23 protein-coding genes and 1 pseudogene are annotated in these 24,806 nt (G+C 65.9%); 14 read left to right on the top strand and 10 right to left on the bottom strand.

The window, feature by feature from the left end; translation table 11 throughout:
* Positions 1-131: 131 nt before the first annotated feature.
* Entirely contained in the window at positions 132-1,568 is a 1,437-nt protein-coding gene (locus MAAFP003_RS19590; protein ID WP_243394160.1) for a coniferyl aldehyde dehydrogenase, read from the top strand.
* Here the strand turns inward: MAAFP003_RS19590 and MAAFP003_RS19585 are convergent.
* The 5 genes and pseudogenes from MAAFP003_RS19585 to MAAFP003_RS19565 form a co-directional block, all read right to left on the bottom strand.
* Positions 1,565-2,392 carry an SDR family NAD(P)-dependent oxidoreductase gene (locus MAAFP003_RS19585; protein WP_096289484.1) on the bottom strand — a complete coding sequence of 276 codons (828 nt, stop codon included), beginning with the start codon at positions 2,390-2,392 and terminating at the stop codon, positions 1,565-1,567. The two genes, MAAFP003_RS19590 and MAAFP003_RS19585, sit on opposite strands and share 4 nt — an antisense overlap.
* A complete protein-coding gene (locus MAAFP003_RS19580; RefSeq protein WP_096289483.1) occupies positions 2,389-4,047 on the bottom strand; it encodes an acyl-CoA synthetase in 1,659 nt (552 codons plus the stop codon). The genes MAAFP003_RS19585 and MAAFP003_RS19580 overlap by 4 nt, the downstream gene beginning before the upstream one ends.
* Before the next feature lie 20 nt (positions 4,048-4,067).
* Positions 4,068-4,688 (bottom strand): PaaI family thioesterase, encoded by a 621-nt coding sequence (locus tag MAAFP003_RS19575; RefSeq protein ID WP_096289482.1) that lies wholly within the window; start codon positions 4,686-4,688, stop codon positions 4,068-4,070.
* Positions 4,685-5,314, bottom strand: a complete 630-nt coding sequence (locus tag MAAFP003_RS19570; RefSeq protein WP_096289481.1) for a cysteine hydrolase family protein — start codon at positions 5,312-5,314, stop codon at positions 4,685-4,687. The genes MAAFP003_RS19575 and MAAFP003_RS19570 overlap by 4 nt, the downstream gene beginning before the upstream one ends.
* Positions 5,311-6,299 (bottom strand): annotated as a pseudogene (locus tag MAAFP003_RS19565) (Rieske 2Fe-2S domain-containing protein). Before MAAFP003_RS19565 ends, MAAFP003_RS19570 begins: the two are co-directional and overlap by 4 nt.
* Positions 6,300-6,460: 161 nt before the next feature.
* Between MAAFP003_RS19565 and MAAFP003_RS19560 the strand changes: the two are divergent.
* From MAAFP003_RS19560 to MAAFP003_RS19545, 4 genes are read left to right on the top strand one after another with little or no spacing between them, the layout of a single operon-like run.
* Entirely contained in the window at positions 6,461-8,071 is a 1,611-nt protein-coding gene (locus MAAFP003_RS19560; protein WP_096289480.1) for a flavin-containing monooxygenase, read from the top strand.
* Positions 8,072-8,090: 19 nt separating this feature from the next.
* Positions 8,091-9,239 carry an alpha/beta hydrolase family protein gene (locus MAAFP003_RS19555; protein WP_096289479.1) on the top strand — a complete coding sequence of 383 codons (1,149 nt, stop codon included), beginning with the start codon at positions 8,091-8,093 and terminating at the stop codon, positions 9,237-9,239.
* Positions 9,236-9,616 carry a nuclear transport factor 2 family protein gene (locus tag MAAFP003_RS19550; protein WP_096289478.1) on the top strand — a complete coding sequence of 127 codons (381 nt, stop codon included), beginning with the start codon at positions 9,236-9,238 and terminating at the stop codon, positions 9,614-9,616. Before MAAFP003_RS19555 ends, MAAFP003_RS19550 begins: the two co-directional genes overlap by 4 nt.
* Positions 9,613-10,656 carry a TIGR03857 family LLM class F420-dependent oxidoreductase gene (locus MAAFP003_RS19545; RefSeq protein ID WP_207768556.1) on the top strand — a complete coding sequence of 348 codons (1,044 nt, stop codon included), beginning with the start codon at positions 9,613-9,615 and terminating at the stop codon, positions 10,654-10,656. Before MAAFP003_RS19550 ends, MAAFP003_RS19545 begins: the two co-directional genes overlap by 4 nt.
* On the opposite strand, the gene MAAFP003_RS19540 is transcribed toward MAAFP003_RS19545, so the two are convergent.
* Positions 10,653-12,149, bottom strand: a complete 1,497-nt coding sequence (locus tag MAAFP003_RS19540) for an acyl-CoA carboxylase subunit beta (RefSeq protein WP_096289476.1) — start codon at positions 12,147-12,149, stop codon at positions 10,653-10,655. The genes MAAFP003_RS19545 and MAAFP003_RS19540 overlap by 4 nt on opposite strands.
* A gap of 143 nt (positions 12,150-12,292) precedes the next feature.
* Here MAAFP003_RS19540 and MAAFP003_RS19535 point away from each other — a divergent pair, with 143 nt between their 5' ends.
* Both MAAFP003_RS19535 and MAAFP003_RS19530 read left to right on the top strand, forming a co-directional pair.
* On the top strand, positions 12,293-13,312 hold the full coding sequence (locus MAAFP003_RS19535; RefSeq protein WP_096289475.1) for an LLM class F420-dependent oxidoreductase: 1,020 nt from the start codon (positions 12,293-12,295) through the stop codon (positions 13,310-13,312).
* 11 nt (positions 13,313-13,323) lie between these two features.
* Positions 13,324-14,544, top strand: a complete 1,221-nt coding sequence (locus MAAFP003_RS19530) for a cytochrome P450 (protein WP_096291283.1) — start codon at positions 13,324-13,326, stop codon at positions 14,542-14,544.
* A gap of 8 nt (positions 14,545-14,552) precedes the next feature.
* Here MAAFP003_RS19530 and MAAFP003_RS29960 read toward each other — a convergent pair whose 3' ends face one another.
* Complete coding sequence (locus MAAFP003_RS29960) at positions 14,553-15,821, bottom strand: PPE family protein (protein WP_096289474.1); 1,269 nt, start codon at positions 15,819-15,821, stop codon at positions 14,553-14,555.
* A gap of 335 nt (positions 15,822-16,156) precedes the next feature.
* On the opposite strand from MAAFP003_RS29960, the gene MAAFP003_RS19520 reads away from it, so the two are divergent.
* Positions 16,157-16,456, top strand: coding sequence for a PE family protein (locus MAAFP003_RS19520; protein ID WP_096289473.1), 300 nt, complete (start codon positions 16,157-16,159; stop codon positions 16,454-16,456).
* An 18-nt stretch (positions 16,457-16,474) separates the two neighbouring features.
* On the opposite strand, the gene MAAFP003_RS29245 is transcribed toward MAAFP003_RS19520, so the two are convergent.
* Positions 16,475-16,804, bottom strand: a complete 330-nt coding sequence (locus MAAFP003_RS29245; RefSeq protein WP_165796442.1) for a DUF732 domain-containing protein — start codon at positions 16,802-16,804, stop codon at positions 16,475-16,477.
* A gap of 192 nt (positions 16,805-16,996) precedes the next feature.
* Between MAAFP003_RS29245 and MAAFP003_RS19510 the strand changes: the two genes are divergently transcribed.
* From MAAFP003_RS19510 to MAAFP003_RS19485, 6 genes are read left to right on the top strand one after another with little or no spacing between them, the layout of a single operon-like run.
* Complete coding sequence (locus MAAFP003_RS19510) at positions 16,997-17,821, top strand: SDR family NAD(P)-dependent oxidoreductase (RefSeq protein WP_096289472.1); 825 nt, start codon at positions 16,997-16,999, stop codon at positions 17,819-17,821.
* Between the two features lie 47 nt (positions 17,822-17,868).
* Entirely contained in the window at positions 17,869-18,483 is a 615-nt protein-coding gene (locus MAAFP003_RS19505; protein WP_096289471.1) for a TetR/AcrR family transcriptional regulator, read from the top strand.
* Positions 18,484-18,496: 13 nt separating this feature from the next.
* The gene (locus MAAFP003_RS19500) at positions 18,497-19,168 is read left to right on the top strand and encodes an ATP-binding cassette domain-containing protein (RefSeq protein WP_096289470.1); all 672 of its coding nucleotides are present in this window, start codon (positions 18,497-18,499) and stop codon (positions 19,166-19,168) included.
* Positions 19,169-19,170: 2 nt separating this feature from the next.
* Positions 19,171-21,075, top strand: a complete 1,905-nt coding sequence (locus tag MAAFP003_RS19495; RefSeq protein ID WP_096289469.1) for a YhgE/Pip family protein — start codon at positions 19,171-19,173, stop codon at positions 21,073-21,075.
* 10 nt (positions 21,076-21,085) lie between these two features.
* Positions 21,086-21,526, top strand: a complete 441-nt coding sequence (locus MAAFP003_RS19490; RefSeq protein WP_096289468.1) for a VOC family protein — start codon at positions 21,086-21,088, stop codon at positions 21,524-21,526.
* Positions 21,523-22,257 (top strand): SDR family NAD(P)-dependent oxidoreductase, encoded by a 735-nt coding sequence (locus MAAFP003_RS19485; RefSeq protein ID WP_096289467.1) that lies wholly within the window; start codon positions 21,523-21,525, stop codon positions 22,255-22,257. The genes MAAFP003_RS19490 and MAAFP003_RS19485 overlap by 4 nt, the downstream gene beginning before the upstream one ends.
* Before the next feature lie 2 nt (positions 22,258-22,259).
* Here MAAFP003_RS19485 and MAAFP003_RS19480 read toward each other — a convergent pair whose 3' ends face one another.
* A complete protein-coding gene (locus MAAFP003_RS19480) occupies positions 22,260-23,417 on the bottom strand; it encodes a Zn-dependent alcohol dehydrogenase (RefSeq protein ID WP_096289466.1) in 1,158 nt (385 codons plus the stop codon).
* On the bottom strand, positions 23,414-24,640 hold the full coding sequence (locus MAAFP003_RS19475) for a cytochrome P450 (protein WP_096289465.1): 1,227 nt from the start codon (positions 24,638-24,640) through the stop codon (positions 23,414-23,416). The genes MAAFP003_RS19480 and MAAFP003_RS19475 overlap by 4 nt, the downstream gene beginning before the upstream one ends.
* Between the last annotated feature and the right edge of the window lie 166 nt (positions 24,641-24,806).

Here is a 24,806-nt window from a genome sequence, read left to right as displayed (position 1 = left end):
GCCGTCGTTACGTAAGATCGTACTGTAATTATTACAGTAGACAACATGGGCTTAGGATCAGCACTGGCATGAGCACACTCGAGGAACGCGCCGGCAGCACCGTCGAACAGCAGCGGGCGGCCCTGGGTGCGATCCTGGCCCGGCAGCGCCAAGCATTCATCGCCGACGGACCACCCAGCCTGGCGCTACGGCGCAACCGGATCGACCGGTTGATGGCGCTGGTGCTCGACAACACCGACGCGTTCGTCGACGCCATGGCCACCGATTTCGGCACCCGGTCCAAGGCCGCAACGCTGTTCACCGAGGTCATCGGCATGATCTCGGTGATCGAGCACACGAGATCCCATGTTGGGCAATGGATGCGGGCCACCAAGCTGCTGCGCGCGGCCGGACTCGTCGGGCTGCGTGCCGAGGTCCAGCCGTCGCCGCTCGGCGTGGTCGGAATCATCGGTCCGTGGAACTTCCCGCTCAATCTCGTGGTGCTGCCGGCCGCGACCGCGTTCGCGGCGGGCAACCGCGTGATGATCAAGATGTCGGAGATCACCGCGCATACCGCCGAGTTGATGAAGGCGACCGCGCCGAAGTACTTCGACTCCGACGAGCTCGAGATCGTCACCGGCGGTCCCGAGGTCGCCGCGATGTTCTCGACGCTGCCGTTCGACCACCTGTTCTTCACGGGTTCGCCCTCGGTCGGCGCGCTGGTGCAGCGGGCGGCCGCCGAAAACCTGGTTCCGGTGACGCTGGAGCTCGGCGGTAAGAATCCCGTCGTCGTCGCACCCGCCGCCAACATCCGCCGATCCGCCACCCGGATCGCGCAGGGCCGCATGGTCAACGGGGGACAGGTCTGCGTGTGCCCCGACTACGTCTTCGTCCCCGACGACCAGCTCGACAACTTCGTCGGCGCCGCACGGGAGACGTTACGCGACATGTTCCCGAACATCGTCGCCAACGACGACTACTGCTCGAGTGTCAACGAGGCCAACTTCGACCGGGTCGTCGGTCTGATCGACGACGCGCGTGCCCACGGTGCCACCGTGGAAACCGTTGCACCCGAGGGCGAGCTATTGCCCGACCGCGGTTCCCGCAAGATCGCACCGACCATCGTTCGCGACATCGACGACACCATGCAGATCGCCACCGAAGAAATCTTCGGCCCGGTCCTGGTGGTGAAGGGATATTCGCGCCTGGGCGATGCGATCGACTACATCAACGCGCGGCCGGCGCCGCTGGTGGCCTACTGGTATGGACCCGACGACGCCGACTTCCGCACCTTCGTCTGCACCACCCGCAGCGGTGGGGTGGCCCGCAACGACTTTGCCGCACAGATGATTCCGTCGGGCGCGCCGTTCGGCGGCGTGGGCCGCAGCGGGATGGGGGCCTATCACGGCAAGGCCGGCTTCGACGCGTTCTCCCACCACCGGTCAGTCGTGGGCAGCGATCTGCCGTTCAGCGTCACCGGCAGCGCCGCGCCACCCTTCGGGAAATCGATGCGCATGTATGCCGACGCCATGATGCGCGTGACGCGGGCCCGGACCCGCCGCCGACTCCGGGGCGATCCGCGCGCCTAGCGCGCGTTGGGGTTCAGCCGCGCGGCCCGCGCCATCAGGTCGGCGTACCGGACACCGAGCAGGCGCGGCATCGCCGCCATTGCCCAGCCGTCGGGTCCGATCACGATGCGGGGACGGTTCTTCTCGGCACCCCGCAGGATGGCCCGGACGGCCTTCTCCGGCGACGTCAGCGCCAGGCGCGAAAAGTACTTCGCCGCTTGCTCGGGATCCTCGGTGTCCGCGGTGCGCATGTTGGTCCCGAAGTTGGTGCGCACCACACCCGGGTGCACGCAGTGCACGGTCACCGGATGGCGCTCCATGATCATCTCCTGGCGCAGCGCTTCGGTGAAGCCCCGCACCGCGAATTTCGAAGTGCTGTAAGCACCTTGGTAGGGGACCGCGATCAGGCCGAAGGCGCTGGACAGGTTCACCAGCCTGGCGGGCCGCCGGGCGGTGCCGGATTCGATCAGCTGCGGCAGAAAGGCCTTCGTCCCGCTGACCACGCCACCGATGTTGATGCCGACGAGCCAGTCGAAGTCCTTCCAGGACATGTCCGCGATGCTGGCGAACAGGTCGACGCCGGCGTTGTTGAACAGCATCGAGGCGGGCCCGAGATCGCGGCGCACGTCCTCGGCGTACCCACACACCGCGTCGCGGTCGGCGACGTCGACCCGATAGGTGCTCACCTGACCGGGACTGCACATCGCCTGTGTCGCGGCCAGATTCGCCTGGTCGATGTCGGATGCCGCGACGTGCGCCCCGTCCTGGGTGAGCGCGAGGGTCAAGGCGCGCCCGATTCCCGAGCCGGCGCCGGTGACGACGGCGACCCGATCCTGATATTTCATGAATTCCCCTGTCCCGCTTGCTCGCGCGCCCAGCGATAGTCGGCCTTGCCCGACGGGCTGCGCTCGATGACGGGGCGAAAGACGATCGCCTTGGGCAGCTTGTAGCGGGCCAGCGACTGCGCGGCGTGCGTCACCAGTTCGTCGGCCTCGGCGTGCGCACCGTCGGTCAGCGCGACGATGGCGACCACCTCCTGGCCCCATCGTTCACTCGGCCGCCCCGCGACCACCACGTCGCCCACCGCGGGATGCGAGGCGATCGCGGTCTCGACCTCCTCGACGAAGATCTTTTCGCCGCCGGAGTTGATCGTCACCGAATCACGGCCCAGCAATTCGATGCTGGCGTCCTCGCGGTGCCGGGCCCGATCGCCCGGGACCGCGTACCGCACACCGTCGATGACCGGGAAGGTCGCGGCGGTCTTGGCTGCATCGCCCTTGTAGCCCAACGGAATGTAGCCGCGCTGGGCCAGCCAGCCGATTCCGTCATGTCCCCGTGGCAGGATCGACGACAGATCCTCGCTAGCGACGAATGCATCCGGGCCGGCGTTGAAGGTGCCGGTGGACACCGCGCCCGAGGCCGACATGTGATGCATCTGCGCGCCGGTCTCAGAGGATCCGACGCCGTCCACGACGATGACGTTCGGCAGCGCTTCGATCAACCGCTGCTTGACATATGGGGTGAGCAAGGCGCCGCCGTTGGCGATCACGGCGAGTGACGACACGTCGGCGATTCCCTTCTGGATGGCGGCGAGCAACGGGCGGGCCATCGCGTCGCCGACCACCGTCACCACCGCTACCCGCTCCCGCTCGATCGTGCGGACTACGTCCTCGGCATCCAAATGGTCGACGACGGAAGGGAATACAACGGATTGTCCGGTGGTCAGGGCGGTCATCACGCTCCACTGTGCGGCACCGTGGATCAGTGGTGGCAGGACCATCAATTTGGTGCCGGGGCCGGGGGTGAGCCGTTCCACGATCTCGTCGACCGAACCGGCTGGCTCGCCGGTCATCAGATTGCGGCCGCCGAAGGACGTCATGAAGATGTCGTGCTGGCGCCACAGCACGCCCTTCGGCATTCCCGTGGTGCCGCCGGTGTACAGGACGTAGAGGTCGTCGGGGGAGTGCCGCACCGGCGGTGGCTTGGCCGGGCTGGAACCGATGATGCTGTCGTAATCGACTGCGCCGTGCACCAAGTCGTTGCCCGAGTCGTCGGCGATCTGAATCAGCACCCGCAGCTTCGGCAACTCGGGCAGGACCTCGGCCACCCGCGGCGCGAACGCGGCGTGGTAGACCAGCGCGGTAGCGCCCGAATCCGCCAACAGATACTGCAGCTCGCTCTTGACGTAGCGGTAGTTGACGTTGAACGGGGCCACCCGCGCCGCAAACGCGCCGAGCAACGACTCGACGAATTCGTTTCCGTTGTAGGCGTACAGGCCGAGCAGGTCCTGGCCCACCTCGTGGCCGGCCAGGCCGGAGCGCTCGGTGTGACACCCGAGGCCCCGCGAGTGCAGATAGGAGGCCAGCCGGTTGGACCGCTCGATGGTCTGGGCATAGCTGAATCGCTTGTCGCCCTGGATCAGCAGGTCGCGATCGCCGATCGTGGCCGCGACGGCGTCCGCGACTGCGGGGACTGTGAATTCGGTTGCGGTTTCTGACATCTTTGTCCTTCGAGCGCCTCTCACGGCTGGTGGGGTAGCAGGCGGACCATCAGGCCGTTGGCCTCGCTGAGCAGCGATCCGTCGGCCGACGTCATCGTCGAGGAGATGAAGACCTTGCGGCCGTCGGTACTGCTGATGCGGCCCTGTGCGATCAGTGGTTCGTCGATCGGGGTGATCTTGCGGTAGTCGACGTGCAGGTATGCGGTGCGGGTCGGGCGAATGCCCGCGGTGGACACCACCATGCCGAACATCCAGTCGTAGAACAGCGGGATCATGCCGCCGTGCACGGCGTGGTTGCCGCCGACGTGTGATTGGGTGAAATGTCCTTCCATCGTGACGCCGTCGGGGCCGAATTCCGTCACCATCCAGGGCGGCATCAGCGGGTGCGCCAACCCCGGCAGGCTCAGTACCCGGCCGGCCACCGCCTCGGTCTCCGGTACCTGATGCCCGTCCAGCAGGGCGCAGGCGTTCTCCAAATGTGTGGTGGCCGCGGCCCACAGCTCCGGATCGGGATTGGTGGACACGGTCAAATCCTGCAGTCGGCGCAGCGCCGCAACGAACGGTCCGAGCTCCACTGGAGCATTTTCGACGGGCTGGACGTCGGGGAACCCGCCGCGGGTTCCGGAGGCGGTGTCGGTCATGCGGATCCTTCGTTCCATGTCTGGAGCAGATCGTCGGTCGTGGTGATCGTTGCCAGCAGCGACAGCGTGTTGGCGATCATCGCAGCACCGTACTCGGTGGGGATGCCCGCGACGGCGTCGCGGGGCACGACCACGCGATAGGCGGCGTTGACCGCATCCATGACGACGTTGGGTATCGCGATGTTCAGCGAGACGCCGACCACGACGATCGTGGACACCCCGAGGTTGCGCAGCACCGCGTCCAGGTCGGTGCCGCCCATCGGTCCCACGCCATGCCAGCGGCGCAGAATCAAATCCGTTGGCTCGGGACCTAATTCGGGCAGTACCTCGGCTCCCGGCGTGCCGGGGGTGATGTCCACCTGGTTGCCGCCGCTCATCGCGAAGATCTTGGCGTTGTGGTTGGACCCGAGCCCGTCGGGCCGCCGCTGCACCAGGCAGTGCACGACGTGCACCCCGGCGGCCCGGGCCGCCGGGAGCAACCGCACGATGTTGGGTAGCGCCTCGCGGCGCGCTTCCTCGGCGAGCATGGCCAGCCCGGCGTCCGGGCCCATGACCGCGCCCTGACATTCCTGGGCGACGATCGCGGTGTGTCCGGGCACAACGAGGTCGGCGAGTCGAGGCTTCATGCTGGCACGTCGTAGAACTGGGTCGCCCATTTCCGCAGTGCCATATAGCCTTTCGCGTCGACCTTGGACAGCGCCGGATTCTCGACGTACTTCTGGTAGCGCCAGATCTGCAGGTCGTCGAAGACCGTGGACAGGAACTGCCTTTCGATCAGGTCGCGCAGCTTGCCCTCCGGTACGTCGGCGTCGTCGCCGGGAGTTCGTGGCCACCAGATCGAATAGAACAGGTCCGAGCACTCGTCGTCGACCGGCGTGCAGGTGAAGATCAGCCGGTGATTCTGCGCTCCCTCGAAGACGCTGATCGCCCCGCCGAGACCGAATAAGTGGCTGTGGAACCGCAATGCGAGATCGTCGGGGTTGTCGCTGCGCGCATCCGGCCAGCCCGCGATGAACTGCCATTCCTGGTCGACGATCTTCCAGTCCAGCACCCGGGGTGTGACCGTCGCGTGGTGGACGTACTCGAAATGGGCGCTGTCGGGTGCGTTCTCCGCGACGATCTGCGGATGCACCGGCTCGCGCGCGGCGCGCCGGGAGAACTCCGGATAGGCCCGGTAATAGCCCGCCGGATCCGTCTCGAACTGCGGGAACTTGAGGAAGATGTCCGGCATCTCCCACTGCGGTTCCTTGCCGTCGGGGTGATGCCAGATGAACACGCAGTCGTACTGCTCCCGGACGGGATACGACTTCAGCCGCAGCGCCTTGTTGGGCCGGTCCGGCTGGTAAGGGATGTATCGGTTGGTGCCGTCCGGTCCCCAGCGCCACCCGTGGAAGGGGCACTCGACGCAGTCGCCGACCACCTTGCCGCCGTGACCGATGTGGGCGCCCAGATGTTTGCAGTGTCCTTCCAGCACGTGCAGCTCGCCCGACTCGTCGCGATAGGCGATCAGATCCTCGCCGAAGTACTGCAGCGGCCGGACCTCGCCGACGGGAAACTCGACCACCCGACCATGAACCAGCCGGTGACTTTCCAGGTGAACGGCACTTTCACACTGGCGCCTCTCGCGATCGTTGATACTAAATCCATTACAGTATAGATTTCAGCAGTTCGTTCCGGATTCGTCTAGGCGCGGCAAGGAGTGAAATGACGGCGGCGGCAGACGAGCTGGAAGAGCTCCGCAAACTCGGCCCGCTACATAAAAGGCGGTGAGGGTGCCTGAACTCGAGGTGCTGGTGATCGGGGCCGGGTTTTCCGGTCTCTACATGCTGCATCGGCTGCGGCAGCTCGGAATCCGCGCCCGGGTGCTGGAGATGGCCGAAAACGTCGGCGGCACCTGGCTGTTCAACCGCTATCCCGGTGCGCGTTGCGACATCGAAAGCATCGAGTACTCCTACAGCTTCTCCGAAGAGATTCAGCAGGAATGGGTCTGGACGGAGTCGATGCCCGCGCAGCCCGAGATCGAGGCGTACCTGAACTTCGTTGCCGACCGGTTGGATCTGCGCCGCGATATCGCGTTCAACACCAAGGTCGTCGCGATGGAGTTCGACGAAGAGTCCGCGGTGTGGCGGGTGCGCACCGACACCGGCGAATCCTTTGTCGCCCCGTTCGTCGTCGCGGCCTCCGGCATCCTGTCGGTGCCGCTGGAGCCCGACATCCCGGGAATGCGGACCTTCGCTGGAACGCCGCTGTTCACCAGCCGCTGGCCGAAGGAGGGCTTCGACCTCACCGGAAAGCGCGCCGGTGTGATCGGCACCGGCTCCACCGGCGTGCAGCTCATCCCGGTTGTAGCTCGACAAGCTTTGCAGCTCTGCGTGTTTCAGCGATCCCCGGCATACACGTTGCCCTGGCGCGTGCACCAGTTCGCGCCCGGCGAGTTGGACGAGATGAAGGGTCGCTACGGCGAGATCCGGGAAGCTCAGCGGGCTCACCCGATCGGCGCCGCCCGGCTGAGCGCCTTCTCGGTGCTACTGGAAATGTTGAGCAGTCCGCCGATCAAGTCGGCCTCGCGCGCGGAGCAACTGCGCGCCATCGAGGAGAACGGCGTGATGGGCGCGCTCAACTGGAGCGACATCTTCTTCGACATCGAAGCCAACCGGATGGCGGGCCGGCTCTACGGCGAGGCGGTGGCCCGCATCGTCAAGGACCCGCAGACCGCGGCGTCGCTGGTGCCCGTGCATCCGTTCGCGTGCAAGCGCCCGATCATCGACCAGGGCTACTACGAGACGTTCAACCGGGACAATGTCACGCTCGTCGACCTGCGCAAGACACCGATTCGCGAAATCACCGCGACCGGCATCCGGACCGAAGGCGACGAGTACGAGCTCGACGTGATCATCTACGCCACCGGGTTCGACGCGATGACGGGAGCGTTGAGCCGCATCGACATCCGCGGTCGCGACGCGATGTCGCTCGGCGAGTTCTGGGCGACCGAGGGGCCGCTGTCCTACCTGGGACTGGCGATCGCCGGCTTCCCGAACCTGTTCACCATCCAGGGGCCGGGCAGCCCGAGCGCGGCCACGAACTTCGTCGCGGCGCTCGAGCAGCATGTGGAGTGGATCGGTGATTGCATCGCATACCTGCGCGACAACGGAATCCGCACGATCGAGGCGTCCGGCACGGCGCAACAGGAATGGATCGACCACGCCACCGCGCTCGTCGCCCCGACGGTGCTGGTTCATCCGTCCTGCAACTCCTGGTACAACGGCGGCAACGTGCCCGGCAAGAAGCGGATGTACATGGGCTACACCGGCGGCATCCCCGAATATCGGCGCCGCTGCGACGAAATCGCCTCCGGTGGATATGCCGGTTTCAAGTTGGCGTAGCTGGTTTAAGGTGAGCGGCATGGCTGGATCTTCGCTGGCGAAACGTTCCTTGGACCTGGGCCGCGAACTGGGCATGGTGCTCCCGCGCACGGTGGCCGGCCTGAACGAATCCACCGGCTGGGATCCCTTTACCCCGCGGGGGGCACGCCAGTTCGGCGAGGTCATGCTGGACGAACTTGTCCTGAGTGGCTTTTCGCTACTGGGCGGAAAGCTGACCACCGACATCCGGCCGCTGAGCGCGTGCGAACCGGCGGCCGAAGAGTTGTCGACGCTGGGTATCGACGGCGCGCATGCCGCACCAAAACCCTTGCAGGTGAAGTCGATACGGCGGCACCGTATCGGTGGGCTGGCGTTCGAACGGATGACCTTCGAGCACGATCCACAGCTGCCCGCGACGCTGGCGGCCGAGGGCCTGGGTGGTCCGGCGCGGGCGGTGGTGCACCTGTGCCGCCACCGCGACCGGCCCCGGCCGTGGCTGGTCTGGGTACACGGAGCCGGTCAGGGTGGCACCGAGGATTTGGTGCTGTCGCGCATCGGTCGCATCCACCACACGCTGGGGTTCAACGTCGCGATGCCGGTGCAGCCCGGCCACGGGTGCCGGCGCCGCGAATGGCCGGCCTATCCGGACATGGATCCACTCGGCAATGTCGCGGGCATGATGCGGTCGGTGTCGGAGGTGCGCGCCGTGGTGCGGTGGGTGCAATCGCAAGCCAGTGCCGTTGTGGTGTCCGGTATTTCGATGGGAACCCCGGTCGCCGCACTGGTGTCGCACCTAGAGCGCGAGATCGACGCGGTGGCGTTGTACACCCCGATTCTGGGGCTCAACGCGATGATCGCCCGGCACCTGTCCCGCTGGGGATCGGCGCGCGACGGGTTCCGGGATCTGCTGGGATCTCCGGTGGTCGCGCAGCTGACATCGGTGATCGACCCGCTGGCGGTCGATCCGGCGCCGCCGCCGCAGCGTCGGCTCATCGTCGGGGCCTGGCACGACCGCATGGCGATGCGCGAGCCCACCGACGCGTTGCAGGAACGCTGGGGCGGCCAGTTGTATTGGTATGACGGCGGCCACGTGGGCCACATATTCTCCCGTCGCGTGCAAAAGGTGTCGGAGCGTTTCCTGCGCGAGGTGGTCTCGCAAAACGGGCCAGAAGCGGTGTCGCAGCGATGACGGCCGCCCGGACCGCACGCGAGGTCGTCGAACTCTACAACCTGGTGGTCTGGAACGAACGCAACATCGAACTGGCCGAAGAGTTGTTGGGCGACACCGTCATCCGGCACGAGGTCGGTGCGGCGCGAACGCTCACCCACGCCGAGGCCGTGGCCCGTGTGTCGGACATGTGGGAGCAGGTCGAGTCACTGCACTTCGACCTCAACATCGTCATCGCCAATGACGACGGCGAACACGTCGCCATCGTCTACGACTCGACCATCATCACCGAAGACGGCGGTGAAACCCACATCGCCAGTATCGAAGTGTTCCGGGTCGTTGCCGGCCGGATCACCGAAGTCTGGAATTGTGGCTACCACCAAGGAGTTTGGAATTGACTGAACGTGCACTCGACGAATTGGGCTACTACCTGCTGGCCGGGGCCGGAGGTGAGGGCCCGGCCACGTTGATGGACGAGGCCCGCCGCGGTGAGCAGCTGGGCTTCGGCACCGGGTTCATCTCCGAGCGCTGGAACGTCAAGGAAGCGTCGTCTCTGGTCGGTGCGGCCTGCGCGGTGACCAACCGGATGCAGATCGCTACCGCCGCAACCAATCACAACACGCGGCACCCGCTGATCACCGGATCCTGGGCGACCACGATGCACCGGCTCTCCCGCGGACGGTTCACGCTGGGCATCGGCCGCGGCATCGCCGCGATCTACGGCGCCTTCGGCATCCCCGCCGTCACGACCGCGCAGATGGAGGATTGGGCCCAGGTCATGCGCCGCCTCTTCCACGGCGAGCTGATCTTCAATCACGAAGGCCCGATGGGCAAGTACCCGATCCTGTTTCTCGACCCGGACTTCGACGAGGACATCCGGCTGGCGCTGGTTGCGTTCGGGCCCAACACCTTAGCGCTCGGCGGCCGCGCCTTCGACGACGTCATCCTGCACACCTACTTCACGCCGGAGACGTTGCAGCGCTGCGTCAAAACCGTCAAGACCGCGGCGGAGAAGTCGGGCCGCGACCCCGACAGCGTGCGAGTATGGTCGTGCTTCGCCACGGTGGGCGACCACCTTCCCGAGGAGCTGCGCCTGAAGAAGACCGTCGCACGGCTGGCCACCTACCTGCAGGGCTACGGCGACCTGATGGTGCGGACCAATGACTGGGATCCGGCTGTACTGGAACGCTTCCGGGCGGACGCGGTGGTGACCTCGATCGCCGGCGGGATCGACCACAAGGCCACCGCCGAGCAGATCGAGCACATCGCGACGCTGATTCCCGATGAGTGGCTGGAACCCTCGGCCACCGGGTCGGCTCAGCAATGTGCGGATCGGATCCGCAAGGAATTCGAATACGGGGCCGACGCGCTGATCATGCACGGCGCGACGCCCGACGAACTCGAACCCGTGGTCACGGCCTACCGAGCGGGAGACTAGGGCAGGATCAGGGTCCGGCTCACGGGCTCGGCGGCGGCCTGCCGGGCCGACAGGCCCCGCAGCAGGGAAGCCAGCAGGGCGTCGCGGGTCTCGCGGGGATCGATGAGTTCGTCGAATCCCATGCTTTCCGCCGAGCGGAAGGACGCCTGCAACTCCGCGTCACGCAACTTCGCGGTGACGTCCTCGCCGGCGTGCGTCGCGCGGCCCAGCGCTGCCGCGCTCATGGCGCCCATCGTCGCGCCGGGGTAGGCGAAGGTCGCCGATTGGCTGTCGAAACCCAACAGCGACATGACCATCGAGCCGAACCCGTACGCCTTGCGCAGCGTCACATGCAGCTTCACCGTGGTGGCCGCGGTTTGGGCGGCGAACATCCGGGCGCCGGCGCGCAGCACTCCGCTGCGTTCGGATCGGCTGCCGGGCAGCATGCCGGGATTGTCGGCAAAGAAGATGAGCGGCAGGTGGAATGAGTCGGCCACCATGATGAAATGCGCTGCTTTGTCGGCGGCGTCGGCGTCGATGGAGCCGGCCAGCACGTTGGGCTGGTTCGCGACGACCGCGACCGGATGGCCGCCGAGATGGGCCAGCGCGCAGATGATCGCCTTGCCGTACTGCGGCTGGACTTCGAACCAGTCCGGCCGGTCGAAGACCGCATCGAGCACGGCGCGCATGTCGTAGACGCGGCGGTTGTCGCGCGACACGATCTCGAGCAGTTCCGGTGTCGGCCGTGGTTCGCTGTCTTCGTCGCGGGGCAGCGGGGTGGGGTACGACCATGCGCTGGGCGGGAAGTACGACAGGTAACGCCGAATATCGGCAATGACGGCTTCGTCGTCGTCGGCGACGTTGTGGATCACCCCGCTGGGCAGGGCGGTGACGGGTCCGCCGAGGTCTTCCTTCGAAATATCTTCTCCGGTTGACTCTTTCACGACCGGGGGCCCGGCAGTGAAGATCGCGCCCTGCTGGCTCATGATCCGGAAGTCGCACACCGGTGCCACCAGCGCGCCGTGGCCGGCCGAGGGCCCGAGCACCGCGGCGACCGTCGGCACCTTGCCCGAGCACTGCGCCTGGGCGAGCAGGTCGGTGGGGGCACGTCCGTAATGCCCACCGCCGGGACGGAAGCCGGCGCCTTCCAGCAGCATCACCAGCGGAGTCTTGTCGCGCAGCGCCAACTCGGCGATGCGATAGCGCTTCGAGTTGCCGCCGGGCCCGATGCTGCCGGCCATCGTGGTGAAGTCCTCGGCGCCCAGCATCACCGGTGAGCCGTTGATCTCACCCGAGCCCACGATCAGCGCGTCGGAGGCGACCTCGCCACCGACGAGCGTGCCGATTTCGCGGAACGTACCCGGATCGAGGAGGTGCTCGATGCGCGCACGGGCGTCGAGCTTGCCCTTGCCGCGGTGCTTGTCGAGCCGCTCCGGCCCGCCCATGCCCCGGGCGTGCTGGCGCCGACGGGCAAGGTCGGAGAGCGTGTCCTCCCAATCCGGGGGTTTTGTCATGCGTCAGTCCTACCTCTTACGGACGCGATCGCGCGCGCCTGGTCCGATGGTGACGACCCGCTGCGCTCGGCTACGCCGCGCTTGCGATCGTCCCTAGGTCTTGCAGGGTCACATACTGGATTGCTTACTGTAAAGTTACCCGCATGCCTGACGGCCCCCGCTTGAAGATCGACGGCGGCATCCCCAATCGACTCGATCGCGTGGTGGAAGCGGTTGGCAACCTGGAACAGCAGGGGTACGACGGGGGCTGGACCGCCGAAACCAGTCACGACCCGTTCCTGCCGCTGCTGTTGGCCGCCGAGCACACGTCGCGGCTCGAACTGGGCACCAACATCGCGGTGGCTTTCGCGCGCAACCCGATGACCGTCGCCAACGTCGCCTGGGACTTGCAGGCGTACTCGCAGGGCCGCTTCATCCTCGGTCTGGGCACCCAGATTCAGCCCCACATCGAGAAGCGATTCAGCATGCCGTGGAGTCATCCGGCCCGCCGGATGCGCGAATTCGTCTCCGCGTTGCACGCCATCTGGTCGGCCTGGAACGGCGAAGCCAAGCTGAGTTTCGAGGGCGACTTCTATACCCACAAGATCATGACGCCGATGTTCACCCCGGAGCAGCACCCGTACCCGGCGCCGAAGGTGTTCATCGCGGCGGTCGGTGAAGTGATGACCGAGTTGTGCGGCGAGGTCGCCGACGGCCATCTCGGCCACCCGATGGTTTCGAAGCGCTACCTCGACGAGGTGACGGTGCCGGCGCTGCTGCGTGGGGCGCAGCGCGCGGGCCGTGGTCGTTCGGATATCCAGGTCTGCGCCGAGGTGATGGTCGCGACCGGCGAAAACGACGCCGAATTGCGAGCGGCGATGACGGCCGCCCGCAAGCAGATCGCCTTCTACGGCTCCACGCCCGCGTATCGCAAGGTGCTGGAGGTGCACGGCTGGGGCGAGTTGCACGCCGAGCTGAATCGCCTGTCCAAGCAAGGCGAATGGGACGCGATGGGGTCGCTGATCGACGACGACATGCTTGCGGCCTTCGCGGTCGTCGGCACCGTCAAGGAGGTCGGCGCTGCCCTGCGTACCCGGTGTGAGGGAGTCGATCGCGTGCTGCCGATCTTCTATAACGCTTCCCAGTCCTGTATTACCGCCGCAATGAAGGAGTTTCGCCAGTGAGCACCACGACGATGGACGACGCCGGAAAGTCGTTGGCAAATCCGTTGGCGTACACCGACGAAAAGCGGTTGCACGCGGAGCTGGCCCACCTGCGCGCCACCGCGCCGGTGTCCTGGGTTGAGGTGCCGGACTACAAGCCGTTCTGGGCGATCACCAAACACGCCGACATCATGGACATCGAGCGCGAGAACATGAAGTTCACCAACTGGCCGCGCCCGGTCCTGACCACCACCGTGGGCGACGAGCTGCAGGCCAACGCCGGCGTGCGCACGCTGATTCACATGGACGATCCGCAGCACCGGGTGGTCCGCGCGATCGGCTCGGACTGGTTTAGGCCAAAGGCCATGCGCGCCATGAAGATGCGCGTCGACGAACTCGCCAAGATCTACGTCGACAAGATGCTGGCCGTCGGGCCCGAATGCGACTTCGTCCAGCAGGTCGCGGTGAACTACCCGCTCTACGTGATCATGTCCTTGCTCGGCATTCCGGAGGCCGACTTCGCTCGCATGCTCAAGCTCACCCAGGAGCTGTTCGGAAGCGAGGACAGCGAATTCAAGCGCGGCACCTCGAACGAGGATCAGATCCCCGCGCTGCTCGACATGTTCGGTTACTTCAACGATGTGACGGCGTCGCGCCGCGCGAACCCGACCGAGGACCTCGCGTCGGCGATCGCCAACGCCCGCGTCGACGGCGAACCGCTGTCCGACATCGACACCGTGTCCTACTACCTGATCGTGGCCACCGCGGGTCACGACACCACCAGCGCGACGATCTCCGGTGGCATGCAGGCACTGATCGAAAACCCGGACCAGCTCGATCGTTTGCGCGGCAATCCCGAGCTGATGCCGTTGGCCATCGAGGAGATGATCCGCTGGGTCACCCCGGTCAAGGAGTTCATGCGGACCGCCAACGAGGACACCACCGTGCGCGGGGTGCCGATCGCCGCGGGGGATTCGCTACTGCTGTCCTATGTGTCGGGCAACCGTGACGAGGACATCTTCGACGACCCGTTCCGCTTCGATATAGCGCGGGACCCCAACAAGCATCTGGCCTTCGGCTACGGCGTGCACTTCTGCATGGGCGCGGCGCTGGCCCGCATGGAAGTCAACAGCTTCTTCTCCGAGCTACTGCCGAGGCTGAAATCCATTGAGCTGAACGGTGATCCGGAGCTGGTCGCCACCACGTTCGTGGGCGGCCTCAAGCACCTGCCGGTGCGTTATACGCTGGCCTGAGTGAGGACTTAGCCCGCCACTCCTGCCAGATCGGCCGCCGCGACGTCCACACCCGAGAGGCCTTGGGCCCATTGCAGCAGCGCCGGCGCGTCGAGCTGGGGCTGAATTCCCGCGGTCCCCGCCAGGCCTGGGGAGGCTGCTAGCGGTGCCGCGGCGGCTCCCAGCCCGCCGGATGCGGCGGGGGCGGCAGCTGGTGTGGCTGTCACGATACCGACTGTCGCGCTCAAGTTAGTTATGGAGGCGCCGGCGGAGCCGACGGTGGCAGTGGCGCTGATGCCAAAGGATTGGATGCCAGTTCCCGTTCCTGCGCCGGCAGGGGCACCGATGAGGGTCGCGGTGCCGCTGACGGGAGTGACAACGACCGATGCTGTGCCGTAGGGGGTCAGGGTGATCGGGCTCGAGCCGGCAGTGATGGTGGTACCGGCAGGCAGCAATGTGGTGCCTTCGTAGGCGGAGTTGTACATAAGGGTAACGGTGCTGCCGGCATTGACGATAATGGAGTCGGCGCTCCAGAGGTAGGTGCCGACTGTCCCGCTGGTCAAAGAGCCGCTGTTCACTGCCACAACTCCGTTACTGATGTCGATAGTGCTGCCGGCCGGAGCGGTGACGGTGTCGCCGACGTTCACTGGCTGTGTGACGCCGATGGCCTGTTGGGCGTTGGCGCTAACTTGCTGCACTGCCGATTGCGCACGGCTGCCGGTGTTTTGGGCGGTGCTGCGGGCGACTGCGTTGGCCTGGTCCGCCTGCCCGTTCTGGTTGGTGGTTTGCTGCGGCTCGTCGAAGGACTCCAGCGTGCTGGCGACTTCGGAGTCGGCGGCGTAGGCGTACATAGCGGTGGCGTCCTGGACCCACATCTGCATGTACTGGGCTTCGGTGGCCGCGATCGCCGGGGTGTTCTGCCCGAAGAAGTTGGTCGCGACCAAGACCATCAGCTGCATCCGGTTGGCGGCGATCACCGGCGGGGGCACCGTCATCGCGTAGGCGACGTCGTAGGCAGCCGCGGCGGTGTAGGCCTGCGCTGCGGTCTGCGCCGCCTGGGCGGCGCTGGCTTGCAGCCACACCACCTGGTGCGTGCCCGCGGCCGCCATCCGCATCGAGGACGGCCCCAACCAGCGACCGGTCAATCCCGAGATCTCCGACGAGCACCCGGCAGCGGCGGATTCCAATTGCGCCGCAACCGCGTCCCAGCTCGCCGCGGCGGCCAGCATCGGCCCGGACCCCGGGCCGGCATACATGAGACCCGAATTGATCTCGGGCGGCAGCAATCCAAAATCCATGTCTTAAACCTTTTCTCGAGTCGACCCGGTAATCCTGGCCAAGAGTACAAACAAACCCTCCGAACTAAACCCGACCGCGCTGAACTCTTGATGACGCCGCTCTGAACTTCAATTCGTTGGGAAGTCAAGCGGGACAGTACTTTTCAAGATCATTTCGCGCGCTGCGTCAGGGGCGTTGCTATCGGAACGCGCATGACCTCGTCGTTATATTGACCGAACGGTAAATTCCTCGTACCGGCTCGTGAACAGTTGCGGTACAGGTGTCCCAGAACGGCCTCGAGCGAATGTCTGCGTCTACTGTCAGTGCAGCATTGGGATCGCGGAGGAGGAACACCATGTCGTTCGTGACGACGCAGCCGGAGGCGTTGGCCGCGGCAGCCGGAGCATTGCAGGGCATCGGGTCAGCGCTTAGCGCCCAAAACGCGGCCGCGGCAGCCCCGACCACCGGGGTGATCCCGGCGGCGGCCGACGAGGTCTCGGCGCTCGCCGCGGCCCGGTTCGCCGCACACGGGGAGTTCTACCAGGCGGTCAGCGCCCAGGCGGCCGAGATTCACGAGCAGTTCGTGAACACGCTGTCGACCAGCTCCGGCTCGTACGCGGCCACCGAGGCCGCCAACGCCGCCGCCACTGCCTGACCCGTAGCACCCGCGCTCTCAGCGGCCAACCCCGAGAAACTGTGGGCAGTAAGCACTCTCGGCGGCACTGATGAAAAAGCCGGCCTGAAAGACCGAGAGTCCCAGGTCGCCCATCACCGGGCCGAACGCCGGTGTCCTGGTCCATCGGGGCAAGCTGGTGGCCAGGTGGGCATTCGAGATGTCGTCGCAGGCGGTGTGCCCTTCGGTGACAAGCTGATTCGGATCGCCGGTAATCCCTTGGTCGGCTAGCACTTTCACGAAATTATCGTCATTGCTGTCGGCCCGTGCCACACCAGTGGGTATGAGCAGGACCGCCAGAACGCAGGATATGAGCGCAGTCAACTTCATGTTGGTGTCCACATCCACTATTTCCGAATGAGTTGAGGTCCGCGCGGTCTCGTACTTTTCACCGTACTCGCGCCGACTTCCACGGGCACCCAAAGCGCGGGTCTCCCAGTGACAACGCCGGTTGCCCGCTCCCGCGTCGTTGAGCAGATCGGTTACTTCCGGCTCGCTACACTCCGAGCGGAGGACTACGCAATGACGTATAGGACGATCCTCATCACCGGTGGCAGCGACGGCATCGGTGCTGCCGCGGCTCGGCGGTTGCGCCATAGCGGTGATGACATCGTGGTGGTGGGGCGCTCGGAAAGCAAGACGGCGGCGGTGGCGGCCGAGTTGGACGCCGACTATTTCGTGGCCGACTTCGGTGACCTGGCTCAGGTGCGAGCCCTGGCCGACAAGATTCGGGCCAACTATCCGCGCATCGACGTGCTACTCAACAATGCCGGCGGCATGGGCACCAAGATCCAGCTGACCGCCGACGGCTACGAACACACCTATCAGGTCAACTATCTGTCGCCGTTTCTGCTGACCACGCAGCTTATGCCGGTGCTGCTGGCCTCACGCGCCACGATCGTCAACACCACCAGCTCGTCGCACAAGCTGGTCCGCCGCGCCACCATCGACGACCTGGAGAACACCGCCCGGCGCCGGGCCAGCACCGCTTACGCGTTCTCGAAACTGGCCATCGTCTTGTTCACGAAGGAGTTGCACCGGCGCCATCAGGGCGGTGGATTGTCCGTTGCGACAGTTCATCCCGGCTACGTCAATTCCAACTTCGGCCGCGCCTCGGGGTCGCGGTTCCTGGTGTTCATGCAGCAGTACACGCCGCAGGCGCGGTTCACCGCGAGCGTCGACGAGGGGGCCGACCAGTTGGTGTGGCTCGCGTCGAGTGCTCCCGGCGTCGCGTGGGCGCCCGGTGAGTACTACGCGAAGCGTGCGGTCGCCAAAGCCAGCCGCTTGGCCAACGACCCCGCGCTTGCGCGCGAGCTGTGGGATCGCACGCTGGCCAGGCTCGGCTGAGGCTCCACCTTTCGATACCGACTAGTATCCAATCGATACTAGCGAGTATGCTGCTGGACATGTCGCCGGTGAAACCACATCGAACCCGCCCCACTCGTGGCGAGGTGCGCGACCGGATCCTGGACGCGGCCGCCAGGGTGTTCGCCGGTGAAGGGTTCGCCGGTGCCACCATCGATGCGGTCGGTCAGGCCGCGGGCTTTACGAAGGGTGCGGTCTACTCGAACTTCGAGTCCAAGGACGAACTGTTCCTGGCCCTACTCGATCGCGAATTCGAATTGCGGGGTGAGCAAATCGCGACAGTCCTAGACAGCAGTGGCGGTGACAACGTTTTGGCGGCAAGCGAATTGAGTCGTTCGGTGCTCGACTCGGTTCGCGACCATTCCGACTATTACGTCCTGTTGGTCGAGTACTGGCTGCGGGCACAGCGCGATCCGCAGCTTCGTGAGCGACTGATCGAACGCCGTCGTGCCGCCGCCGACCAAGCGCTACAGATCGTCAAATCGGCCGACACGGTGCCGTCGGATCGGCGGTTGGCCGACCTCGCCCAGCTCGTCATCACCCTCAATTTGGGTGTCGCGATGGAAGAGGTCTTGCGCCCCGGAAGCATAAACCCGGACCTGCTCACACAATTGATGGCCGCGCTGCTGGAATCCGGCGATTAGGGGAGGGGTCCACATGGATGCGACGGAAGACGTGAGTCCGCCGGTAATTGCCGCCACCGGATTAGGGGTGAACGGCGAGCACGGGCCCCTGTTCTCGGGTGTCGATCTTGCCCTCGCGCAGGGTTTTCACGCCATTCAGATGCCCGGCGGACCGGGGCAGACCACGTTGCTGTTGACCCTCGCCGGGCGCTTCAAGGCCACCCACGGCTCGCTGACCGTGCTCGGCGCGACGACACCGCACGCGATCCGTCGGCACTGCTCGATCGCGGCCTTCGACGACATCGATGACCTGGAGGAGTCGGTGACCGTGGAGACCGTGCTCGCCGAGCAACGGCGGTGGTTGGCGCCTTGGTACTCACTGGTGCCGCTGCGAGGCGGTCAGGCCGAGCTGGCAGAGGTGTTCGGCGAAACGGACCCGCCGCCCGGCGATGCCTACATCGTCGAATTGTCCGACCTGGAACTGTTTTTGCTGCGCATCACGTTGGCCCTGTTGTCGAAGCGACCGATCCTGGTGGTCGGCGACCTCGAGCAGGTTCGAGACAATGCCCGGCGCGCGATCGCGGTGGAGCGCCTCGGCGCGATCGCCGAGCAGCGCACGGTCGTCGTCGGTGTCACCAATCCGCTCGGCACGGACGCGCCCGACCACGAACTTCACGATCACCGCATCCTGACCGAAGGGGATTGACGATGCTGGCTGGACTCGCATTCGGCTCGGAGATAAAGCGTTTCGGTCGCAACCGGTTGACGCGTGTGGCCGTCGTGGTGCTGATGCTGCTGCCGCTGGTGTATGGCGCACTGTACCTCTGGGCCTTCTGGGATCCCTTCGGCCACACCAACAAAATGCCGGTGGCACTGGTCAATTCGGATCGTGGCGCCATGGTGTCGGGCGAGCAGTTCAACGCCGGCGCGGAGATCGCCAAGAGCCTGACCGCGGACGGCGGCCTGGACTGGCACGTCGTGGACTTGGCGGAAGCACGCAACGGGGTCGACCACGGCAAGTATTACTTCATGGTCGAATTGCCGCCCGACTTCAGCGCGGCGATCGCGTCGCCGGTGACCGGGCAGCCCAAGAAGGCCAACCTGATCGCCGTTTACAACGACGCCAACAACTACATCTCGACCAGCATCGGTCGCACCGCGATCAGCCAGGTGCTCAACGCCGTGTCCGACCGGATCTCGGGGCAGGCGGTCAATCACATGCTTTCGGTGGTGGTTTCGTCCGGAGCGGGGATCAAGCAGGCCGCCGACGGGGCGGCTCGGCTCGATGACGGCGCCGGACAACTGGTAGCGGGTCTCGACAGCGCCCGGGCCGGTTCGGCGAAGCTCGCCGCCGGAGCCCAGCAACTGTCCGACGGAATCAACCAGGCCACCGACCCGCTGATCGCGATCACCAAAGCGGTATCCCAGATCGGCGGTAATACGCAGCAACTGCAACAGGGTGCGAGCGCGCTACAACAGGCCAACGATCAGATCGGCGCCATTGCCACGGCACAGGATGGCGCCGCGAACTCGCTTCAGTTGGTCATCGATCAGCTCTCCGCGCGACAGGATCCGCTGGCGAATAACCTGCGCGGCATCCAGGATCAGCTGCGCGGTCATCAGTTCACGCCGCAGATCCGCCAGCAGCTCACCGACGCGCAGAACGCCGCGATCGCGATGACCACTTCGCTGCGCGCTCCCGGCAGCCCGCTGGGCTCAGCCCTCGATCAAGTCGGCAACAGGGGCCAGGAGCTGACGAACAAGCTCACCCAACTGCGCGACGGCGCCCAGCAGCTCGCCGCAGGTAACGTTGAATTGGCCGGCGGCATAGTGAAACTCGACGACGGAGCACACCAACTCAAGGCGGGATCGGCCGAATTGGCGACCAAACTCGCCGACGGTGCCAAGCAATTGCCCAACTGGACGACCCAGCAAAAGGATGCGGTCGCGGACACCATCGGCGGCCCGGTGCAACTCGAAGCCTCGCACGAGAACGCCGCGCCCAACTTCGGCACCGGCATGGCGCCGTTCTTCCTGACGCTGGCCCTGTTCTTCGGCGCGTTGGTGCTGTGGATGGTGCTGCGGCCCCTGCAGAGTCGCGCGATCGCCGCGGAGGTGCTCGCGCTGCGCGTGGTGCTGGCCAGCTATCTGCCGGCAGCCGCGATCGCGTTATTCCAGGCGGTCATTCTCTACTGCGTGGTCCGATTTGGTCTCGGTATGCACGCGGTGCACCCGGTGGCGATGCTGGGATTCATGATCCTGATCTCCGGCGCGTTCGTGGCCGCGACGCAGGCGATCAACGCGCTCGTCGGCCCGGCGGTGGGCCGCGTATTGATCATGGCCCTGCTCATGCTCCAGCTCGTCAGCGCCGGCGGCATGTACCCCGTGGAGACCACGTCACGGCCCTTCCAGATCTTGCATCGCTTCGACCCGATGACCTACGGCGTCAACGGGCTCCGACAGCTCATCCTCGGCGGCATCGACACCCGGCTGTGGCAGGCGATCGTGGTGCTGGTCGTGATAACGGCTGTCGCGCTGGCGATCTCATCGGTGTCGGCGCGACGAGACCGAACCTGGAATGTCGACAGGCTGATCCCGGCGATCAAGATGTAGAGGAGAGCCCATGTTAGGTGTGCACCACTCGGCGATCTGCACCTCCGATGTCGAACGGTCCCTTCGGTTCTGGCGCGACGGCCTGGGCCTGACCCAGGTGATGGACTACGAGTTCACCGGCGATTGGCCAGAACTGTTCGGCGCCAAGTCCGACCGGCTGCGGTCGATCTTTCTCGGCGATCCGCAGCAGCCGGGCAGCGGCAGCGTCGAACTAGTGCAGCTCGAAGGCGCCGACGCGGAACTGCCGGACTCCACCGCACTACGGCACGGTTTCATGTTGCTCTCGCTGCAGCGCGAGGTCGACGAGACGCTGGCCGCGCTGGCGGCGCTGGGTTTCACCGACGGCGTCCGTCGTATCGACGTGGTGGCCCCGGACGGCAAGACCGTCGCGATGGCGGTCATCACCGCACCCGACGGCGTGCTCGTCGAGCTGATCGGACGGGCGAAATGAGCACCGCGCTGGTGACCGGGGGCGCGTCCGGCATCGGGCATGACGTCGTAACGCGGTTGCGCGACGCGGGTCACGACGTCGTGGTGTGGGACCTATCGGGCGGCGACATCGATTGCGACATCAGCGATCCCGAGGCGGTATCGGTCGCGATGGAGGCAACCGTGCGGGAATATGGTGTGCCCACCCGGGTGGTCACCTGCGCCGCGGTCGGCGCGGCGGGCGTGCTGCTCAAGCAGTCACCCGCGCAGTGGGAGCGGGTGCTGGCGGTGAACCTGACCGGCACCTGGCTGACGATCCGCGCGGCGGCGCGGGCGATGATCGACGCCGGTCTGGGGGGCTCGATCGTCGCGGTGTCCAGCATCAGCGGTTCGATCGCCGATCGCGACATGGGCGCCTATTGCGTGTCGAAGGCCGGGGTCGACATGCTGGTCAAAGTCGCCGCGGTGGAGTGGGGGACGCACGGCATCCGGGTGAACGCCGTCGGGCCCGGAGTCACCCGAACGCCGATGCTGCCCAACCCCGAAGCGCTGCCCGGCTGGGTGGAAGGCCTGACCGAGCGGACGCCGCTCGGCGGCCTGGGGCAACCCGACGACGTGGCCGAGGCGATCGTGGGCGTGCTCGAATTGCCTTGGGTGACAGGACAGATCGTGCACGCTGACGGGGGTCTGGCGCTGCACAGCCCGATCGACTCCTACGGCCAGGTGCAGCGGTTGAAGAATCGCGGAAAGTGACGTCACTCGATCCCGAAGTCGATGATGCCCCGGACGATCTTGCCGCTGAGCAGGTCGTCGTAAGCCTCGTTGATGTCGTCGAGCCGGTAGCGCCGAGTGATCATCTCGTCGAGCTGTAGCTGGCCGGTCTGGTAGAGGCGGGCCAACCGGAAGACATCGGCCTTGGGGTTGCACGAACCGAACACGGTGCCGGCCAGCGTCTTGTTCGACAGGATGAAGTCCTGCAGCTCGATCTTGACCGAGCTGGTCAACTGCGAGGTCATGCCGGTCAGCACACAGGTCCCGCCCTTGCGGGTGAGCCGCACCGCGTCGCGGACATCGTCGGGGGTGATCAGCGACGGTGCGACCACGACGGCGTCGGCCATCACGCCGTAGGTCAGCTCGCGCACCAAATCCATTGCCTCGGCGGCGGTTGCGGCGGTGTGGGTGGCACCGAACTGGAGCGCCGACTTCTGCTTGAACTCCACCGGATCGACCGCGACGATCTGCGCGGCGCCACCGATGCGGGCCCCCTGAATCGCACCGGTACCGATGCCGCCGACGCCGACCACGACGACGCTGTCACCCGGTCGCATATTGGAGCGGTTGGCCACCGAGCCGAACCCGGTCGGTATCGCACACGAAAGCAGCGCGCTGGGCGCCAGCGGCAGGTGCGGCTCGATCTTCACCAGTGAATTCGTCGACACCACAGTGTGTTTGGAGAACGCGCCCACCTTCGCTAGATGTCCCAGTGGCTTGCCATCGGCGGTGTGGTGGCGGTAGGTGCCGTCGGTCGGCATGCCCGGTGTCAGCACGCTGGCACCCATGTCGCAGATGTACTCCATGCCGCTGGCGCACCAGCGACACTGCCCGCACACCGCGACGAACGACATCACGACATGATCACCCGGGACGAATTCCGTTACCCCGTCCCCGACTTCACGCACGACGCCCGAACCCTCATGGCCGCCGATCATCGGGAACATGGTGGGCAGCCCCAGCGAACGCAGCATTTCGTTGGGCGCCGACATGTCGCCCTTGAGGATGTGGTCGTCGGAGTGGCACATCCCGGCGGCGGCCATCTCGACCAGCACCTCGCCGGCGCGCGGTGCGTCCAACTCGAATTCCTCGACAGACCACGGCCCGCCGACGTCGTGCAGGATCGCCGCGCGGCTTTTCATGCGGCCGGGGTGAACGTGACGGGAAGTTTGTTCGGCGACCGGAAAATCAGGCCGACGATCCTGGACTCCTCGCCGGTGCCGTCGTCGGGAACGAACGCGAGGTTCTCGACCCGGTCGAGCAGGCTGTTCAGCATCACCCGGGTTTCCAGCCGGGCCAGATGCATACCGAGGCACATGTGGATGCCGCCGGCGAACGCGATGTGGGAGCTGCGCGGGCGGTGGATGTCGAAGCGATTGGCGTCGGGCCAACGGCTTTCGTCGCGGTTGGCCGAGCCCATGCACATGTCGACCTGGGCGCCGGCCGGGATTGTCTTGCCGCCGATTTCGACTTCCTCGGTGGTGGTGCGCATGACCATCGTCAGTGGTGTCTCGACGCGCAGGCCCTCTTCGATGGCGGCCGGGATCAGGGCCCGGTCCTGGCGGACCATCTCCAGTTGGTCGGGGTGGTTCAGCAGCAGATACAGCAGGTTGCCCGACGAGCGGTAGGTGGTTTCCAGCCCGGCGGGCAGCAGCAAGCGCAGGAACGCGATGATCGCGTCGTCGGTGAGCTTCTCGCCGTCGATCTCGGCGGCGACCAGGTCGCCGATGATGTCGTTGGTGCGTTTGCGGCGCCGCTGCTCGACCTGCTCGAGGAAGTAACCCTGCAACTCAGTGGCGGCATTGAGCCCCGCCACGATGTCGGTCGGAATCGAGATGAGGTCGAGCGACAGCCGCCGGAACATGTCGAGATCCTCGGGCGGAAGTCCGAGCAGCACCGAGATGATCCGGGTCGGGAACTCGAACGTCAGCGCCTGCACCAGGTCGGCGTGGCAGTCGTTCTTGATCTCGTCGATGAGCTGATCGCATACCGGGCCGATGACCGAGGGCTCCCAGCGTTCCAGCGCGGTGGCCCGAAACGCCTTGGCCACCAAGCTGCGGTGGTCGTGGTGTTCCTTGCCGCCCATCGCCAAGATGGTGTGGCCCATCACCAAACCGATCGTCTTGTCGTAGGCGGCCGACGTGAAGACCCGGTCGTCGCGGAATGCCTGAAATACGCCGTCATATCCGAACAGCACCCACTCGTCGCTCGGCCGCAGTTCTTCCGGCATCTGCGAGTGGTCACCGAGCGCGCCGTGCCAGACCGGATCGGTGCGCCTCATGTATTCGAAAAACGGATACGGGCTGGTTTCACCGGTGAAATCGAGTGTGACGGGCTGGCCGACGGGGTCGGTGCTTAGCGGCATAAGCGCTCCTCCTGGGCAACCGGAAAGGCGGGGATCTATCCGAGCGGATTTTCGCTATCATAATATAAATAGCAACGAAGCCCAACGGCTTGTGGTGGTTACCGTAACGAGCACAGTATTGATCTGCATAGGTCCTGGATAGGTCCTGGATAGGTCCCGGAGGCGG

It is taken from the genome of Mycobacterium ahvazicum (assembly GCF_900176255.2).
GTDB lineage: Bacteria > Actinomycetota > Actinomycetes > Mycobacteriales > Mycobacteriaceae > Mycobacterium > Mycobacterium ahvazicum.
Note: the sequence above shows the minus strand (reverse complement) of the source record. Positions and strands in the feature narration are given on the sequence as shown.